An 18,001-nucleotide genomic window follows, 5' to 3' on the forward strand; every position below is an offset into this window, starting at 1 on the left:
TCTTGCTGACCATTACCATGCTGGCACTGGCAGCGTGTTCGGAAAACGAGATTACCGAACAAAACCCCGAGGTGAACAAGCCAATCGGATTTGATACGTATGCAAGCGTGCAGACACGCGGAATAGAAGCGGACATAGAGCTCTTAAAAGGTGATGGAATCGGAGTTATGGCGTATCAGACGACCGGAGATTACAGCACAACCGGAGCTAAATCAGAATTCATGAATAAGGAGTCGGTAGATTGGAATAACACCACCAGCAAATGGGAATACGCCCCCGTAAAATTCTGGCCTGCAGGAACCAATGAGAAAGTTTCGTTCTTCGCCTATTCGCCTCCCTACGACATCACACCGACATCCGCTGACGCAAGCAACAACCCCAAAATAGCCTATACACTACGAGACTACCAATATCAGATGATAGACATAGTAGTGTCCAACCCCGAAGATGCGACCAACAATACAATGAACATGACTTCGGCTTCGGGAACAGTAAAATTCAAGTTCATGCACCCGCTGACCAGAGTGGATATGGTAGCCAAAACAGGCACGGACATCAGCAAAAACAGCGCTACAAAGGTATTCATCACAGGCGTATCGCTGATACACACCAGCAAGCTGAACAAAAAAGGCACACTCGATATGAAAACCCTGACATGGGCAGACAATACAACGGACTACTTAGCTTCTCCGTATGCGCTGACAGCATACGATAATCAAAATAACGAGTGCGGTATCTTGAACCTGACGGCAGCCAACTTCGCAGGCTACACCACCTCGTCCATAGATATCTCTGCAGGAGGAACAACCGCTACATCATTATTCATTAAAAAAGCAAGCGGCCAAAACACAGACGAATTCCTGTTCCTCCTCCCAGTAAACAATGGAACAGGAACAGCCAATGCCGGTGACGTAAAAGTAAAAATAGCATACGACATCGTGAACAAGACAAGCGACACCACCCACGCCAAATCTTCAGTCGAAAAGACAGTGGACCTGCCCGCCGGTGTCTTTAAGAAAGGCTCAGCCCACAAATTCATATTCACCATCGGTCTGAATGCTATCACATTCGATGTAAACACAGACGCAAGCTGGGGAGCAGAAACTGACAACTCCATAACTGTCCAATAACCAATCCTGTCAGGGGTGAGACAACCAATCCTGTCAGAAGTGAAACACCCACCCCTGTCAGAAGTGAGACACCCGCCCCTGTCATGCAGAGCGCAGCGAAGCATCTCTTCTCCTTACATACAAGAGAAGAGATGTTTCTGAGCGAAACCAATGAAACGTCAATCAAAGCATTGACACACGCCCGAAGAAGGTTGAATGTCTTTCTTCGGGCACACAAAAAACTCTTTCTAATAAAAAAAGCAAGCAATAATGAGAAGAATAAAAGGTACATACATCCTCATTCCACTATTCTGCACCCTACTGTGCATCGGTTGTGACAACGAAGACACAACCCTAATGCCAACACAGCCCATCGGCTTCTCAACATCAGTAGACGACAGCGCCACCCGTGCCGACAGCGATACCCATGCCGCCACCCGTGCCGAAGCCACCACCGCCAACCTCACGGAAATAGGCGTATTTGCATACAATACAGGCACAAGCTACATGGCCTCCACAGGTTTTGCCCCCAATCTCCTATGCAACCAATCGGTGAAGAAAGTAAACGGAACATGGACGTACAGCCCCGTAAAATATTGGCCCGCCAACCCCAACGATAAAGTCTCATTCTTTGCATATGCACCACACAGCGCCTCTGTACCTTCCGGTGGTGACCAAATATCAGCAGTTCCCACCTCTGTCACCACAAATGGCAGCCCCGCCATTATATATACACCCGTAAAAGGCGAACTCGACATCCTATACTCTTTAGGCGAACTGAATTGCACCAACAATCATGGCACCGTTCGGTTCACCATGAAGCACGCTACGACCAAAGTAATCTTTAAAGTGAAAGTGGAAGGCGGCGGGTCAAAGACGATAACCGGAGTCAGCACCGAGTGTGTCTATGCTACGGGAATCAAATTTAATGGTAGCGACACCGGAATCACTGTGAGAACTCTATCTAAAAATAGAACCACTTGCACCGCCACCAACCTCAACATCACCGCAGGCAGCACAGCAACAACCGTCAAAGAATTCTTCCTGCCGCCCGACCACATGACAGACACCAAAGTATCACTCTCCTACCTCGACGGCAGTACTACCAAAACCATAGAAACCACCCTCCCCAATGCCAACGACTGGATATTGGGCAAAGCCATCGGCTACACCTTCACTATAAAGGACAACCAAATCATCTCCATCACAGTAGATGCAGACATGGCATGGGATGCACAGGAAAAGCCCAAACCTACCCCTGTACCTAATCAGTACGACTATTATATATCCACCGCCGAAGACCTCGCCATTTTCCGTGATCTGGTGAATAATGGCAAAGCCACAGATAAGAAAGCCATACAAATAGCCGACATCAACTTGCAAGACCTCAAAAACACCACCAACTATGCCGATGACGCTACCGACTGGACTCCGATAGGCAAAGACAGGGCTTTTACCGGAACCTACAACGGGAACGGTTACACCATAAGGAATTTGAAGATAACCGCCCACAATAGTCAGGGATACCCCACCGGTCTCTTCAGTAAAAGCAGTGGCACTCTGGTGGGCATACACCTGAGAAATGTAGATATAGACCTAAAAAGGGACATTGAATCTGCAGGAGCATTAGTGGGACAAGCCCTCGGAGGAAACATAACAGCCTGTTCTGCCATCGGAGATATGTGGATAATTTATTGCGATAAATATAATTACAATACACCTCCTTCAACAGGCGGATTAATAGGAAAAGCAAGCAATACCTACATATCTTTCTGTCGCTCTGATATTACAATAGGAGAAGGCGGCATTCTCATCACCAGTAACAGTCCTACGTTTTACTCCTGTTATGTAGGAGGATTCATAGGAGATATATCCGGATGTAACATCGCATCCTGCCGTTCTTCAGGTGACATAAGGTTGGAAACAATCAATGCAGCCAGCACTCATAATATCAGGATAGGAGGATTCGTTGCCAGCGATGACGGCAGTAGTTTCGACGAAATTCTCGGTTCTTATTCTACGGGAAGAATATATATCACTTTCACAGGGAGTTCCAGTACGGCGGACTCAAGAGAATTGTTTGCAGGCGGTTTTATAGGCTATGCCGGCTCTTCTACCTTTAAATGTGCATCATGCTATACCTATACGGAGATTAATCTCACACATCCTACTCTGAAGAACGGTATTAGGATGAACAATTTCTATTTTAGCGGTTTTGCCGGCAATGCACTGTCTTGTACACTACAAAACTGTTACGGAGATAGCCGCACTATACCCAACTGGAATGACTGGGGAAATGTTTTTGTCTATAACATTTTCGCACCCAGTGGCGGTACTCGTGATAATTGCCATACTTACGGTTCAACGAGCAACGTAATGACGATTATGAAAACCTATATTCAATCAACCAACACATTCAAGTTCATAAAGTATGATCCCTCTACCAATTCATATTTTATAGATGATACAGGCAAGCAGTGGCTATCCTCCACATACTGGGCAGATGCTACGTCCGCTGACGACAATAAGTATCCCAGAATAAACTACAGTAAATTGAACATTACCCCCTAACCTGAAAACAGCATAACAATGAAAAAGTATCTCTTACACACCCTGTACAGTACGCTCAGCATATGCAGCCTGAGCCTATTAGTACTCTGTGCTGCCTGCACGGAACAAGACGGGCTGCCCTCTGCCGACCCGCAGCCACTTACCCTCGCCATAAGCGAGACCGTCCCCTTTGTGGAAGTAACAGGAAATTCCAACACCCGCATCGCAGATTCGGGCACAACCTTGACATGGGAGAACGGCGACAAGATATATCTTGCCGCAACAATCACCCTAAACGGAACCACCACGTATGCCTACTCCACCGCCACATACACCATCAGCGGCAGTACCGGCACTTGGAGCGACCCCGACCCGGCACTCTCCGTCCCGTCAGGCGCCACCGTCAAGATAGAAGCCATCTATACCAACGGCACCCTGTCCGGCAATATCATGACCCTTACCGAAAAGAACATCGTAATGAAAGCAACCTCCACAAACATTACAATTACAGCTTCTACCGCCGCCATTCCGCTAAAATTCAAAAGCGAACTGGTGCGGTTGGATATAACCGGAATAAGCAACACCAACACCGCTTTGGCCAATATTGATATTCCCCAAAGCATAGACACACAGCCTGCCAACGGCAGTTTCAGCATCACCCACGCCATTGTTGGATCTGCCAAGGAATTGACTACTAACGAAGTATATTATGTATTTCCCGGAAGCATAACTTTTATGGCCAAAAATCCCCCAAAGCTGGTACAGATCCTTTACTCCGACGTCGTCGCCAACCAGTCCTATCCCATCGATATGGGCCCCGACAGCGGTACCATACGTCCCGACGGCGAGCCTTTTGTAAAGCCATAGGATATTGAAAAACAGAATCATAAAAAAAGCCTCGTTTGAAAAAACGAGGCTTTATATTTATAAAGAAGCAAATTCTATAAAGAGCCGAACCATCTCTTACCTTTAGGGGTGGCGATGTACAGCAAGAATCCGCCGCATCCCACAGCTACACCTATCAATTTCATATGCAAAGAAAGCAATCTTACTTTAATTTTGCATCATCATTCCATGACTAAAATAAAGACTCCTTTACTTCATAGATTCTAACTTTTATGCTATCTTTGGACACCCAATGCGTTCATTATTCGGTAAGCCGTTTTTATCTTCCCTTTAGATATAAGAGTGTTGAATTTTAATTTATGCCAAGAGAGTAGATTCTTCGCTACGCTCTGGATGACAGATGATATAAGCTAACTATACCTATTCACTTATTTAATTCAGTAGTTATATTTTGCCGTCTCGCAAAAAATAACGAATTTTGCTCGTTCAAAACAACGGTCATAAAAACTAAAGATAAATGAAGAAAGCTCTAATCTCCGGAATCACCGGACAGGACGGTTCGTTCCTTGCAGAATTCCTATTACAAAAAGGATATGAAGTGCACGGCATCATGCGCCGTTCCTCATCTTTCAACACCGGACGCATCGAACATCTGTACTTCGACGAATGGGTGCGCGACATGAAACAGAAACGTACCATCAACCTGCACTACGGAGACATGACGGACAGCAGCTCGCTCATCCGCATCATCCAACAAGTGCAACCGGACGAAATATATAACCTTGCCGCACAAAGCCACGTAAAAGTGTCCTTTGACGTGCCCGAATATACAGCCGAAACAGACGCCGTGGGCACACTGCGTATGCTTGAAGCCGTACGCATCCTCGGACTGGAAAAAAAGACGAAGATATATCAGGCATCTACCTCCGAACTGTTCGGCAAAGTGCAGGAAGTGCCCCAAAAAGAAACTACTCCCTTCTACCCGCGCAGCCCCTACGGCGTAGCCAAGCAATATGGTTTCTGGATTACGAAGAACTACCGCGAAAGCTACGGTATGTTTGCCGTAAACGGCATTCTCTTCAACCACGAAAGCGAACGGCGCGGAGAAACTTTCGTGACCCGGAAAATCACACTGGCCGCCGCACGCATAGCACAAGGTTTTCAGGACAAGCTCTATCTGGGAAACCTCGACGCACGCCGTGACTGGGGATATGCCCGCGACTATGTAGAATGTATGTGGCTCATCCTGCAACATGACACCCCGGAGGACTTCGTGATTGCCACCGGAGAGATGCACACCGTACGAGAATTCGCCACACTCGCCTTCAAGGAAGTAGGCATACAACTGCGTTGGGAGGGTACCGGCATTGACGAAAAAGGTATCGACACCCGCACCGGAAAGGTACTGGTGGAGGTAGACCCCAAATACTTCCGCCCCTCCGAAGTGGAGCAACTACTGGGCGACCCCACCAAAGCCAAAACATTGTTGGGCTGGAATCCCCGACAGACCGGCTTTGAAGAGTTGGTGCGCATCATGGCGGAGCATGACATGAAGTTCGTACACAAACTGCATCTAAGAAGCAAAGAGATTTGAATAAATAAACGAAGAACAAACCATTCGCAGTCATCACAATGATAAACAAGAACGCAAAAATATACATCGCAGGCCACCGCGGATTGGTAGGCTCTGCCATCTGGAAAAACCTGCAAGAGAAAGGATATACCAACCTCATAGGCAAAACCCATAATGAACTCGACCTCTTGGACGGAGTAGCCGTCCGCCGTTTCTTCGATGAAGAACAACCGGAATATGTGTTCCTCGCCGCTGCCTTCGTAGGAGGCATCATGGCAAACAGCATCTACCGCGCCGACTTCATCTACAAGAATCTGCAAATACAGCAAAACGTCATCGGCGAGAGCTTCCGCCACAACGTGAAGAAACTGCTCTTCTTGGGCAGCACCTGCATCTACCCGCGTGATGCCGAACAACCGATGAAAGAAGATGTACTCCTCACCTCTCCGTTGGAATACACCAACGAACCGTATGCCATCGCCAAGATTGCCGGACTGAAAATGTGTGAGAGCTTCAACCTGCAATATGGTACGAACTACATCGCCGTTATGCCCACCAACCTCTACGGTCCCAACGACAACTTCGATTTGGAACGCAGCCACGTGCTCCCCGCCATGATTCGAAAGATACACCTCGCCCACTGCCTGCAACAGGGCGACTGGGACGCCGTACGCCGCGACATGGACCAACGTCCCGTGGAAGGCGTCAACGGCAGCAACAGCAACGAAGAGATACTGGGCATACTCGCCAAATACGGCATCAATGAAGAAGAAGTGAAACTCTGGGGCACGGGAACACCGCTGCGCGAATTCCTCTGGAGTGAAGAAATGGCGGATGCCAGCGTGTTCGTCATGGAGCACGTAGACTTTAAAGATACCTACAAATGCGGCGACAAGGACATCCGCAACTGCCACATCAACATTGGCACGGGCAAGGAAATCACCATCCGCCGACTTGCCGAACTGATTGTGGACACAGTGGGCTACCGCGGAAAACTGACTTTCGACAGTAGCAAACCCGACGGAACCATGCGCAAACTCACCGACCCCGGCAAGCTGCACGCACTGGGCTGGCAGCATAAGATTGACATTGAGGAAGGTGTGGAACGGATGTACCGCTGGTACTTGGGCAACGACAAGTAAACGATATGGGAATAGCACTCCGCCACATCGGTAGCGTAGTATGGCTGATACTTCTCTTGTATATCGCCCCGGTAGTGGTTACAGCCGCTACCGTAACCTACCCTGTGCGGGGAAAAGTCATTGACAGGAACTCCCGGAAACCCGTTGCCTACGCCAATGTGATGGTAGCGGGCATTCCCGGCAAGGGGGCTTCCACCGACTCACTCGGCATATTCCGCATCGAACAAGTTCCTCCGGGAATATACCGCTTTGAAGCCACGTGCATAGGCTATGTCACCTCATCTACCCCGGAATATATAGTCTCCGCCTCCACCCCGTTCATCGAGATAGAGATGGAAGAAGACGCCAACCTGCTGGCAGCGGTAGTCGTAACGCCTTCCCCCTTCCGGCGAAGCATAGAAAGCCCCGTAAGTATGCGCGTCATCGGCCTGCAGGAAATTGAGAAAAGCCCCGGAGCCAACCGGGACGTTTCCCGCATTGTACGCGCCTATCCGGGAGTGTCATTCTCACCCGTCGGCTATCGCAACGACCTGATTGTACGGGGCGGCGCACCCTCCGAGAACCGTTTCTACATGGACGGCATCGAGATTCCCAACATCAACCATTTCGCCACGCAAGGAGCATCGGGAGGTCCGGTGAGTATCGTCAATGCCGACCTCGTACGGGAGATTACATTCTATACAGGTGCATTCCCCACGAACCGCTCCGGAGCGTTGAGCTCGGTTCTCGACTTCCGCCTGCGTGACGGCAACCCCGACAAACAGACTTTCAAAGCAACCCTCGGAGCATCCGAAGTATCCCTGAGCGGAAGCGGGCATTTCAATGACCGCACCACTTATCTCTTCTCCGTACGGCAATCGTACCTGCAACTGCTATTCAAAGTCTTGGGACTGCCTTTCCTGCCCAACTTCATAGACGGACAGTTCAAAATCAAAACCAAACTGACTGAACATGACGAACTGACCGTACTCGCCCTGACAGGCATCGACAAAATGAAACTGAATACGGATGAAAAAGGAGAAGATGCCGAATACCTGCTAAGCTACCTGCCCGCCATCCATCAGGAAACATTCACCGTAGGAGCCGCGTACAGGCACTACGCCGGAAAACATGTACAGTCCGTAACCCTCAGCCATAACTATCTGAACAACCGTAACCTGAAATACCGCAACAACGACGATTCCTCCGAGGACAACCTCACTCTGCGCCTCCGTTCGGTAGAACAGAAAACCACCGCCCTGTTCGAGAACCAAACCCGCCTCGGACAATGGACTCTGAAAGAGGGTGCGGAACTCACTAACTCCATCTATACCAACAACTCCCGGCAACTACTGTACAAGGGTAACTCCGGCAACCCGTTCTCACTATACGAAACCTCGCTCAACATCATCGGTTGGGGAGCTTTCTTCTCGTCCGGCTACTCCACCCGCGACAATCGTTTTACCCTCTCCACCGGCATCCGCATGGACGGCAACAACTACAACCGCAGCATGAAACAATTGTGGAAACAACTGTCTCCCCGTCTCTCCGCCTCCTACAAACTGTCGGAGCAATGGATTCTGAACGGCAGCGCCGGACTTTATCACCAGTTGCCGCCCTACACGGCACTGGGCTACAAGAATAACGAAGGGGTTTACCTCAACAAAGCACTGAAATATATGCAGGTAACAGAGGGCAGCATCGGAATAGACTGGCATCTGCACGACCGTATTATGGTTTCAGCCGAAGGCTTCTTCAAGCGTTACAACCGTATCCCCCTCTCCCTGCAAGACAATATCCCGCTTGCCTGCAAAGGCAATGACTACGGAGTGGTGGGTAATGAATTGCTTGCTTCTACCGCCGATGGCATGGCATATGGACTGGAAACCATGTTCAGGTGGCAGGTATCCGGCAGATTCAATTTGGTATCTTCCTTCACCCTCTATAAAAGCGAGTACCGCAACCATTCCGGAGATAAGTACATTCCGTCCGCATGGGACAACCGTTTCATCCTCAATATGAGCGGCACGTACAACCTGCCCAAACGTTGGAGCATAGGCGGCAAACTGAGCTACATAGGCGGTGCGCCCTACACCCCCTACGATGAAGAGAAATCATCGCTCGTGGAAGCATGGAACGCCAAAGGACAACCTTACTACGACTACTCACTCTACAATACCGGGCGACTGCCCGATTTCGCCCAACTGGACATACGTGCAGACAAATCGTTCTACCTCCGCCGTTGCATGGTGGGAATCTATCTGGATTTGCAAAATGTGACCGGAAGCAAACTGAAGCAACCAGATGTCATAATGAGCACAGGAGTCATTGAAAATCCCTCCGCACCCGCATCCGAACAACGCTATAAGATGAAATACCTCAAACAGGAAAGCGGAACCCTGCTGCCCACTCTGGGTATCACCGTAGAGTTTTAGAAAGTCCGCCGAGGTACTATTTTCCCCTAAAAGTTTGCATTCTCTATATAAACCCTTATATTTGCACAATTTTCAACTAAATGTGCAATATATAATGGAACAAAGTTTTATCGCCTATATAGAGAATAGTATCAAAGAAAACTGGGACTTGGACGCCCTGACCGATTATAAGGGAGCGACCCTGCAATACAAGGATGTAGCCCGCAAAATAGAAAAACTGCATATCATTTTTGAAGCGAGCGGCATCAAGAAAGGCGATAAAATCGCTGTCTGCGGACGTAACAGCTCACACTGGGGAGTAACCTTCCTCGCTACGCTGACATATGGCGCAGTCATTGTGCCCATCCTCCATGAGTTCAAAGCGGACAATGTGCACAACATCGTCAACCATTCCGAAGCCAAGCTTCTTTTCGTGGGCGACCAAGTGTGGGAAAACCTCAATGAAAGCGCCATGCCGCTATTGGAAGGCATCTTCATGATGACGGATTTCACCCTGTTGGTATCACGCAACGAACGGGTCACTTACGCCCGAGAGCACCTCAACGAGATGTTCGGCAAGAAATTCCCCAAGAACTTCCGCAAGGAACACATCGATTATCACAAAGACCTGCCCGAAGAACTGGCGGTCATCAACTATACCTCAGGTACAACCAGCTACTCGAAAGGCGTAATGCTGCCCTATCGCAGCTTGTGGTCCAATACCAAGTTCGCCTTTGAAGTGTTGCCGCTGAAAGCCGGAGACAAACTGGTATGTATGCTGCCAATGGCGCATATGTACGGACTGGCTTTTGAATTCCTGTATGAATTTTCCGTAGGCTGCCACATCTATTACCTCACCCGTATGCCGAGCCCGAAGATTATCTTCCAAGCCTTTGCCGACGTAAAGCCCAACCTCATTGTAGCCGTGCCGCTCATCATCGAAAAAATTATCAAGAAGAGCGTATTGCCCAAACTGGAAACGCCTACCATGAAACTGTTGCTGAAAGTGCCCATTATCAACGACAAGATAAAGGCCACCGTACGCGAACAAATGATACAGGCTTTCGGCGGTAATTTTGCAGCGGTAATTGTAGGCGGTGCAGCCTTCAACCAAGAAGTAGAACAATTCCTGCGTATGATAGACTTCCCCTACACCGTAGGATACGGTATGACGGAATGCGGCCCTATCATCTGTTATGAAGACTGGACACGCTTCAAACCCGGCTCTTGCGGTAAAGCCGCCCCGCGTATGGAAGTGAAGATTCTCTCTCCCGACCCGGAGAATATCCCCGGTGAGATTGTTTGCCGCGGTCCAAACGTCATGCTGGGCTACTACAAGAATGCGGAGGCCACCGAAGAGGTGGTGGACAAAGACGGCTGGCTACATACCGGCGACCTCGCCCTTATGGATGCCCAAGGCAATGTCACCATCAAAGGACGCAGCAAGAATATGCTCCTTGGCCCAAGCGGACAGAACATCTACCCCGAAGAGATAGAAGACAAGCTGAACAACCTGCCGTACGTATCTGAAAGCATCATCGTACAGCAAAACGAAAAACTTGTAGGATTGGTATATCCCGACTTTGACGACGCCTTTGCCCACGGTCTCACCAATGACGACATAGAACGTGTCATGGAAGAGAATCGTGTAGCCCTGAATGCTGAACTCCCTGCCTACTGTCAGGTTTCAAAGATGAAGATATATCCTGAAGAATTTGAAAAAACGCCTAAGAAATCCATCAAACGCTTCTTGTATCAGGAAGCAAAAGGATAAGAAGAAACATATCTAACCTCTCAATGAAAAACGAATTATTATTATCTGCCGCGCTACTTCCGTTATGTGGAATGGCAGGAGAAGCAAAAGCAATGCCGCCAAGCGAAGTAGCACCCGCTGCGGAGAAACGTCCCAATATCATTTTATTTTTAGTGGATGATATGGGTTGGCAGGATACTTCCCTGCCTTTCTGGACACAGCGTACCCGCTACAACGATACGTATCATACGCCTAATATGGAGCGTTTGGCAACTCAGGGTAAAATGTTTACGCAAGCCTATGCTTGCAGTGTCAGCTCACCCACACGCGTCAGCCTGTTTACGGGAATGAACGCTGCACGCCACCGGGTGACAAGCTGGACATTGCGCAAGAACACCACTCACGAAAAGCCGGACTCGGTTCTGAGTTACCCCGAATGGAACGTCAACGGCATCTGTCAAGAACCCGGCGTGGAGCGTACCACACATATCACCTCACTGGCACAAGTGCTAAAGGACAACGGCTACCACACCATACATTGCGGCAAAGCGCACTTCGGCGCTAACGATACTCCCGGGGCCGATCCTCTGAAAATGGGTTTCGACGTAAACATAGCCGGTCATGCGGCTGGCTCTCCCGCCAGCTACTACGGCATGAATAACTTCGGAAACAAACCCGGAGGAAAGAGTCCGCTGGCAGCTGTACCCGGACTGGAGAAGTATCATGGAAAGAATATCTTCCTCTCCGAAGCCCTCACCATAGAAGCCGGGAAAGCACTGGATGATGCACTGGAAACGGACAAGCCTTTCTTCCTTTATATGGCGCATTATGCCATCCATACACCGATTCAGCCCGATATGCGTTTCTATCAGAAGTATCTGGACAAAGGACTTCCCCTGGTAGAAGCCGCGTATGCCACCCTGATTGAAGGCATGGACAAGAGTCTCGGCGACATAATGGATTATCTGGACAAAAACAACCTGACCGACAACACCGTCCTTCTGTTCATGTCCGACAACGGCGGATTGGCCGCACACACTCGTGCCGGACAGCTGCACGTGCAGAACTACCCGCTCAACAGCGGAAAAGGTTCAGCCTACGAGGGCGGAGTGCGTGAACCGATGATTGTGCGTTGGCCCGGTGTAGTAGCCGCCAAAACCAAATGCGACCACTATCTGATGATAGAGGACTTCTTCCCTACCATTCTCGAAATAGCCGGGGTGAAGGATTACAATACCGTACAGCAACGCGACGGCATCAGCTTTCTGCCCCTACTTACCGGCAAAGGTAAAATACCCTCCCGTGACATCTACTGGCACTATCCGCATAGCTGGGGTCCTTCCGGACCCGGCATAGGCGCTACCTGCTCCATCCGATCCGGAGAATGGAAACTGGTGTACTACTTCGGAAGCGGCAAGCACGAATTGTTCAATATCCCGGCCGACATCAGCGAAAAGCATGATGTAGCCGCCAAGAACCCGAAACTCGTAAAGAAGCTATCCAAAAAATTAAGTAACTACCTACGGTCAGTGGATGCACAGCGTCCTACACTGCACACTACCGGACAGCTGGCTCCATGGCCGGATGAAATGCTATAAAGAATTATGAAACGTATATTTTCACTCATTTGCCTGTCCCTGCTTTCAGCCGGGACAGTTCATGCCCAAGTAAACAAGCAACAACCCATCCGTAAAGAAAAAACAGGCATCAACCTTTCTCTTTGGAGAAATATTGCCACACAACGTACGGACACTGTTGGAAGTACTTTCTTCAATCTCGGTATCTTTTCCGCCATGAACCGCCTGAACGGTTTGGGAGTAAATGCCTTGGGAGCTGTTGTAGGCAGAGATATGAACGGAGTACAATTCTCCGGTATATCCAATATGGTGGGTGGAAGTATGCGGGGCGTACAGGTAGCGGGTATAACCAATATCAATGGGAGCAATCTCAGCGGTTTGTCCGTTTCCGGTCTGGTGGGCATTACCGGCAGTTATGCGCAGGGAGTGGTTCTCTCCGGTCTGGCGAACATTACAGGGGATAACAGCAATGGCGTCATCATGGGCGGCTTACTGAATATTACGGGTGAAAAAAGCGCCGGTGTACAGCTTGCAGGACTTGCCAACATTTCGGGCGGCGACTTCGCAGGTGTCACTGCATCCGGACTGCTGAATGTGGTAGGCGGCGATATGAAAGGAATACAGATTTCCGGTTTAGGAAATATCACAGGAAGCACGTCCGTCGGTGTGCAACTCGCTCCCTTTAATGTGGCTGTCCATGCCAAAGGTCTTCAGATAGGTTTGGTGAACTATTACAAGGATAAGCTGGACGGTTTCCAGTTGGGACTGGTGAATGCCAATCCGAACACAAAGGTGCAGATGATGATTTTTGGCGGTAACACCACAAAACTGAATATGGCAGCCCGCTTCAAAAACGAATTGTTCTACACCATTCTTGGAGGGGGTACACATTACCTCGGTTTCAGCGATAAGTTCTCCGGCGCACTGTTCTACCGTGCAGGTTTGGAATTGCCTGTATACAAACAACTGTTCATCAGCGGTGATTTAGGCTACCAACATGTGGAAACTTTCAAAAACAAAGACTACGGCTTCCCTGCCCGCCTCTATTCCCTCCAAACCCGCATCAACCTTGAATACCGCCTGCCCAAACACTTGGGAGTATTCGTTACAGGCGGTTATGGTTGGGATAGGTATTACAACAGGAACGCCAATTTTGACAAAGGTGCCATTATAGAGGGCGGTGTGGTATTGTTTTAAAGGATTTCTTTTTCCTTGATAAATCCTGTCCGATATGCTACAAGCAACTTCTTCAGGTCTTGGATTTGCGTAATAAGCTGTTTGCCCTTATCCGTATCTTTCACCATCATACGCTGCGAGTTGAACTCAATGACGAATGTTGTAGATTTGATGTCTTGTCCCTCCTCAATCGCCTTCTGACGGCTTTGGAAAGGGTCGTGCTGCACTAACTGCATACCGTGTGAGTGGTACACCAATGTATATCCGGCAATACCTGTTTCGGGCTGATAAGCTTTGGAGAAACCACCGTCAATCACCAGCAATTTGCCGTCCGCTTTTATAGGACGCTCGCCTTTGATGATTTTCACAGGTACATGCCCGTTGATGATGTGTGAATGAGGACCCGGTTCTACCCCGAATTCAGTCAGAATATTATCGCAAATATCGGCACGGTTGCGGAGCGTGTAGTAATAGCCCTTACTCTCTTTGTGCAAAGCCTTGTCCGCAATGAAGTATCGCTCAAAAGTCGCCATCTTGTCTTTGTCGAAAGACGGTGCATCCGGCCCGCACCACATATACCACATATAGTCCAATGCAAAATTCTTTTCTTTGGAACCGTCCTCATCAAAGTAAGCGGTACGGATAAGCTGGTCGGTCTTTTGCAGTAACTTATGTCCCCAATACTCTTTCTTACCGATACGTACATGCTTGAAACTTCCGTCCTCATTCAAAGGTACAGACGCATGGTACAACAAATTACTGTTGCACACCAAATACATACCGCCGTAGGTAAACAAGCAACGCATATGTTTCTTGAGTTTCTCGCTGTTCATGAACGAAGCATGAATCTTATCCACCAATTCCCGTTCTTCATCAGTCAGGCGATACGGGTCAGCCGGGTCGATGGTCGGGAAATTGCTGTCACGCAATTCATATTCTTTTCCTTCGTACACAAATACCCCCCGTTCAAAGTCTATCTTATGCAACAGCTTCCTACCCTCCATACCAAACTCCGGACGACGGTTGATAATCTCCGCCTCCAGTTTGAATTGGATAATCGTAATTGCTTTATGCATCTGTGTAATCAGGCGCAATGTCTTTTCATTGTAATTGGCATCGGCAAAGTTCATCTTCGGGGCAAAGATAGTGCAGGCGTCATCCGCATAAGTATCCATTGCAAATGTAGCCAACGGCAACAGGTTGATGCCGTATCCGTCTTCCAACGTTGCCAAGTTAGCATAGCGCATGGACATACGGATTACGTTCGCTATACAGGCATCATTGCCCGATGCGGCTCCCATCCACAGAATATCATGATTGCCCCACTGAATGTCGAAGTTATGGTAATCGCAAAGCGTATCCATGATGATGTGTGCGCCCGGGCCACGGTCATAGATGTCTCCCACAATGTGCAAGGAGTCAATCGTAAGCCGTTGGATAAGGTTACACATGGCTATGATAAAATCATCCGCACGCTTGGTCGAGATTATCGTACTGATAATGACATTGATATACGCATGCTTGTTAGGTTCCACACTGGACTCGTGCAGCAACTCCTGAATGATATACGAGAACTCTGCCGGCAACGCCTTGCGTACCTTCGAGCGTGTATATTTGGAAGATACGTTCTGGCACACTTTCACCAACTGGTTCAAAGTGATAAGATACCAATCGTCCAAATCGGTTTCCTGTTCCTTTATCAACTGCAACTTCTCCTCCGGGTAATAAATCAGCGTGCAGATTTCTTTTTTCTCACTCTCGCGCAGCGTATGGCCGAAGATTTCATTCACCTTCCGTTTTACTGCCCCCGAAGCGTTCTTCAATACGTGTTGAAAAGCTTCGTATTCTCCATGAATATCCGTAAGAAAATGTTCTGTACCCTTAGGCAAATTCAGAATAGCCTCCAGATTGATTATTTCCGTACTGGCATCGGCTATGGTAGGAAAACTGCGCGACAATAATTGCAAATAGCGCAAGTCACTGATTATACTTTCCGGAGTAATAGTTCCCATGACAAGATTTATGATTTTAGATTTATGATTTATATTCGGTTATCAGTAATTAATACTACATTTAATTCTCAACTCAACAAAAACATCAACAATACCTGCGCTATGATTACCCGCAAGAACATACACATCGGATATACCGTAGCATAAGCCACTGACGGATTGTCACCCGGAATAGTGTCGTTGGCATAATTCAGTGCCATCGGGTTTGCCATACTTCCGCACAACATACCTGCCATGGAACCGAAATCCACCTTCATCCATTTAAAGGCAATCACACCCATTATCAGCACCGGAATCACAGTCAGCGCAAAACCTGCAGCAATCCACAGCAAGCCTTCCGGACGGAACACCGTCTCGAAAAAGTGTGCCCCTGCATCCAATCCCAGACAAGCGAGATAGAGCGACAACCCCAAGGCACGGAGCATCAGATTGGCGCTACGTGTAGTATAAGTCACCATATGCATCCTCGGCCCGAAAGTGCCTATCAGAATACCTACGATAATCGGTCCACCTGCCAATCCCAACTTCACCGGAGCACTGATGCCCGGCAGGGAAATGGGAATAGCCCCCAGAGCCAGTCCTAAAATGATACCTATAAATACAGCCACCAAATTGGGCTCTTTCAGACTTTTGATAGCATTTCCCAATACTTTTTCCACATTCTGTATGGCGGCAGCCTCACCCACCACTGTCAGGCGGTCGCCCAACTGCAAGGTCAGTTCCGCAGTGGCAAGCAACTGCACGCCGCTACGATACACACGACTGATATTAATGCCATAATGATTGCGCAAGTGCAGCGAACCCAGCTTCTTTCCATTCAGCTCGGGGCGCGTCACTACAATACGTTGTGAAATGAGTTGGCTGTCTATGGCATTCCAGTCAATGTCTTCCTTATTCCAATCGGTATGCTCTTGTTCACCGAACAGTACGGTCAATGCCGGAGCATACTTTTCCGAAGTCACCACCAATAAACGGTCTCCCTCTTTGATAATCTTCTCGGAGGTAGGAATACTTACGTTACCATCCCGCCACAAACGGGAAATAACGAACTTCGGATAGTTCAGCCCGCCTATCTCCTTGATGCTTTTATTGAAAATAGCCGGATTGTGTACTTGAAACGCTGCAATATAGGTTTTGTTCGCATCGTCTTTCTCTTTCAGTTCCAAATCTTCCTTGCAAACCAAAGCCTTGCGTATTACCAATACGGCAAGAATCACTCCCACCACACCCAATGGATACGCCACCGCACAACCCAGAGCCGGGGTGCTGGATTCCAGTCCCATTTGCTTCAATGTCTGTTGTGCCGCACCCAGAGCCGGTGTGTTGGTCGTAGCTCCACAAAGGATACCCACCATATTCGGTAACGGAATATTCAGTCCGTAGCTGCCCAACACCGTCATCAACGTGCCTATCAGCACCACACCCAGAGCCAACATATTCAGTTGCACGCCGCCTTTGCGGAAAGAACTGAAAAAGCCGGGCCCTACCTGCAGCCCCAACGCATACACAAATATCACCAGTCCGAAACTTTCCGCATAATTCAGCATCTGCGGATCAATGGACAATCCGAAATGTCCGGCAAGAATACCGGCAAAGAAAACAAACGTCACACCAAGGGAAATGCCGCAAATATGCACTTTCCCCAAGCCTAATCCGATAGCGGAAATCAACGAGAGTACCACCACTGCCTGCAGGGCGGAATGTTCGATAAACAAACTATATAGCCAGTCCAAAATGTTACAGTTTTATCTCTATATTTAGGAGTGCAAAGATAGGAAGTTCCGCGAAGCCTAAAAAAGATAAATGCAGGAAATTCGCACAAAGCCTGAAAAAACAATTGAATAATCTGATGAAAATCCATATCTTCGTA

General features: G+C 48.6%; 11 protein-coding genes. 9 read left to right on the top strand and 2 right to left on the bottom strand.

The features are described from left to right. From KG118_RS06845 to KG118_RS06885, 9 genes are all read left to right on the top strand, one after another. On the top strand, positions 1-1,130 hold a 1,130-nt coding region (locus tag KG118_RS06845), incomplete at its 5' end, for a fimbrillin family protein (RefSeq protein WP_213388390.1). Between the two features lie 249 nt (positions 1,131-1,379). After that, positions 1,380-3,680: a fimbrillin family protein gene (locus tag KG118_RS06850; RefSeq protein ID WP_213388392.1), complete on the top strand. Its 2,301-nt coding sequence runs from the start codon at positions 1,380-1,382 to the stop codon at positions 3,678-3,680. An 18-nt stretch (positions 3,681-3,698) separates the two neighbouring features. Continuing rightward, positions 3,699-4,526: a fimbrillin family protein gene (locus KG118_RS06855; protein ID WP_117711717.1), complete on the top strand. Its 828-nt coding sequence runs from the start codon at positions 3,699-3,701 to the stop codon at positions 4,524-4,526. Positions 4,527-5,022: 496 nt separating this feature from the next. Next, positions 5,023-6,099: a GDP-mannose 4,6-dehydratase gene (gene gmd / locus KG118_RS06860; RefSeq protein ID WP_117711718.1), complete on the top strand. Its 1,077-nt coding sequence runs from the start codon at positions 5,023-5,025 to the stop codon at positions 6,097-6,099. 38 nt (positions 6,100-6,137) lie between these two features. After that, a complete protein-coding gene (locus KG118_RS06865; RefSeq protein ID WP_117711719.1) occupies positions 6,138-7,220 on the top strand; it encodes a GDP-L-fucose synthase family protein in 1,083 nt (360 codons plus the stop codon). 5 nt (positions 7,221-7,225) lie between these two features. Beyond that, entirely contained in the window at positions 7,226-9,634 is a 2,409-nt protein-coding gene (locus tag KG118_RS06870; protein ID WP_117711720.1) for a TonB-dependent receptor, read from the top strand. A 94-nt stretch (positions 9,635-9,728) separates the two neighbouring features. Continuing rightward, positions 9,729-11,387: a long-chain fatty acid--CoA ligase gene (locus tag KG118_RS06875; RefSeq protein WP_117711721.1), complete on the top strand. Its 1,659-nt coding sequence runs from the start codon at positions 9,729-9,731 to the stop codon at positions 11,385-11,387. A gap of 23 nt (positions 11,388-11,410) precedes the next feature. Next, positions 11,411-12,964, top strand: coding sequence for a sulfatase (locus KG118_RS06880; protein ID WP_117711722.1), 1,554 nt, complete (start codon positions 11,411-11,413; stop codon positions 12,962-12,964). A 6-nt stretch (positions 12,965-12,970) separates the two neighbouring features. Then, entirely contained in the window at positions 12,971-14,140 is a 1,170-nt protein-coding gene (locus KG118_RS06885; RefSeq protein ID WP_117711723.1) for an LA_2272 family surface repeat-containing protein, read from the top strand. Here the strand turns inward: KG118_RS06885 and KG118_RS06890 are convergent. Then, complete coding sequence (locus KG118_RS06890) at positions 14,137-16,131, bottom strand: fructose-1,6-bisphosphatase (RefSeq protein ID WP_117711724.1); 1,995 nt, start codon at positions 16,129-16,131, stop codon at positions 14,137-14,139. The genes KG118_RS06885 and KG118_RS06890 overlap by 4 nt on opposite strands. Before the next feature lie 68 nt (positions 16,132-16,199). Next, positions 16,200-17,864, bottom strand: coding sequence for a putative transporter (locus KG118_RS06895; protein WP_117711725.1), 1,665 nt, complete (start codon positions 17,862-17,864; stop codon positions 16,200-16,202). Positions 17,865-18,001 lie beyond the last annotated feature (137 nt).

Source organism: Bacteroides propionicigenes, assembly GCF_018390535.1.
GTDB lineage: Bacteria > Bacteroidota > Bacteroidia > Bacteroidales > Bacteroidaceae > Bacteroides > Bacteroides propionicigenes.

What these genes read in the sequence shown, in the direction of transcription:
- KG118_RS06850 (WP_213388392.1), top strand. Translation starts at nt 1,380, where the DNA reads ATGAGAAGAATAAAAGGTACATACATCCTCATTCCACTATTCTGCACC.
- KG118_RS06855 (WP_117711717.1), top strand. Translation starts at nt 3,699, where the DNA reads ATGAAAAAGTATCTCTTACACACCCTGTACAGTACGCTCAGCATATGC.
- gmd (WP_117711718.1), top strand. Translation starts at nt 5,023, where the DNA reads ATGAAGAAAGCTCTAATCTCCGGAATCACCGGACAGGACGGTTCGTTC.
- KG118_RS06865 (WP_117711719.1), top strand. Translation starts at nt 6,138, where the DNA reads ATGATAAACAAGAACGCAAAAATATACATCGCAGGCCACCGCGGATTG.
- KG118_RS06870 (WP_117711720.1), top strand. Translation starts at nt 7,226, where the DNA reads ATGGGAATAGCACTCCGCCACATCGGTAGCGTAGTATGGCTGATACTT.
- KG118_RS06875 (WP_117711721.1), top strand. Translation starts at nt 9,729, where the DNA reads ATGGAACAAAGTTTTATCGCCTATATAGAGAATAGTATCAAAGAAAAC.
- KG118_RS06880 (WP_117711722.1), top strand. Translation starts at nt 11,411, where the DNA reads ATGAAAAACGAATTATTATTATCTGCCGCGCTACTTCCGTTATGTGGA.
- KG118_RS06885 (WP_117711723.1), top strand. Translation starts at nt 12,971, where the DNA reads ATGAAACGTATATTTTCACTCATTTGCCTGTCCCTGCTTTCAGCCGGG.
- KG118_RS06890 (WP_117711724.1), bottom strand. Translation starts at nt 16,131, where the DNA reads ATGGGAACTATTACTCCGGAAAGTATAATCAGTGACTTGCGCTATTTG.